At 63.4% G+C, this 614-nt stretch carries 2 protein-coding genes; both read right to left on the reverse strand.

Annotation, left to right across the window (positions count from 1 at the left end):
• Positions 1-209: hypothetical protein (locus FK268_RS23350; RefSeq protein WP_146437833.1), on the reverse strand; the 209-nt coding region annotated here is incomplete at its 3' end.
• A complete protein-coding gene (locus FK268_RS23355; RefSeq protein WP_126194775.1) occupies positions 206-484 on the reverse strand; it encodes a hypothetical protein in 279 nt (92 codons plus the stop codon). The genes FK268_RS23355 and FK268_RS23350, both read right to left, overlap by 4 nt.
• Between the last annotated feature and the right edge of the window lie 130 nt (positions 485-614).

The raw sequence follows: 614 nt of genomic DNA on the forward strand, positions 1-614 counted from the left end.
CGGAGGTAGCGCGTAGCGCCCTGCGAGTACCGAACGTCACGGCTCTTGTCCCTCAGCGGGCTCTCGCTGTGCTCCATGACCGTCAGGTACTGGTCGCACGTGGAGTTCGAGGTCGCGCGCAATGACGGGTCGGTGTACTCACGGTCGGACAGCGCCGGGAACTGCTCAAACTCGGGCTTCCAGCCCGGATCGGGGATCGGCCCGCTCATGCGGCACCCCCGCGCTGAACGGCGGGGCGAGCCAGGCTCTTGACCCACAGGTACAGGTCGCGCTCGCTGAAGTAGTTGCAGCCGCTGATCTTGAACACCGGGAGCTCGCGCCCCTCGATCGCGGACCTCATGCGGGTCTTCGTCACCGGGACGTTGAACACGTCGTTGATGAACTCGACCGCGCCGTCGCGTCCGCGGATCGTCGGCATCTCGTTCAGGGTGATGGGGCCGACCGTCTCGGTCGGACGAGCAGGGGTGGCGGTCGCCTTACTCATGTCAGTAACCTCTCGAATTGGATATTGCGCAGCGTTTGTTTTGCCATTCGCGTCTTGAAACAAATGGACTGGCGTACTGCCGTTGCCCCATTGTTTGCGTTGCGCTGGCCCACTATAAGCACAGCTGCAG

Source organism: Tsukamurella sputi (assembly GCF_007858445.1).
GTDB classification, from domain to species: domain Bacteria; phylum Actinomycetota; class Actinomycetes; order Mycobacteriales; family Mycobacteriaceae; genus Tsukamurella; species Tsukamurella sputi.

Excerpts from the sequence above, each read along its gene's own strand:
- FK268_RS23355 (WP_126194775.1), bottom strand. The coding sequence starts at position 484 with ATGAGTAAGGCGACCGCCACCCCTGCTCGTCCGACCGAGACGGTCGGC.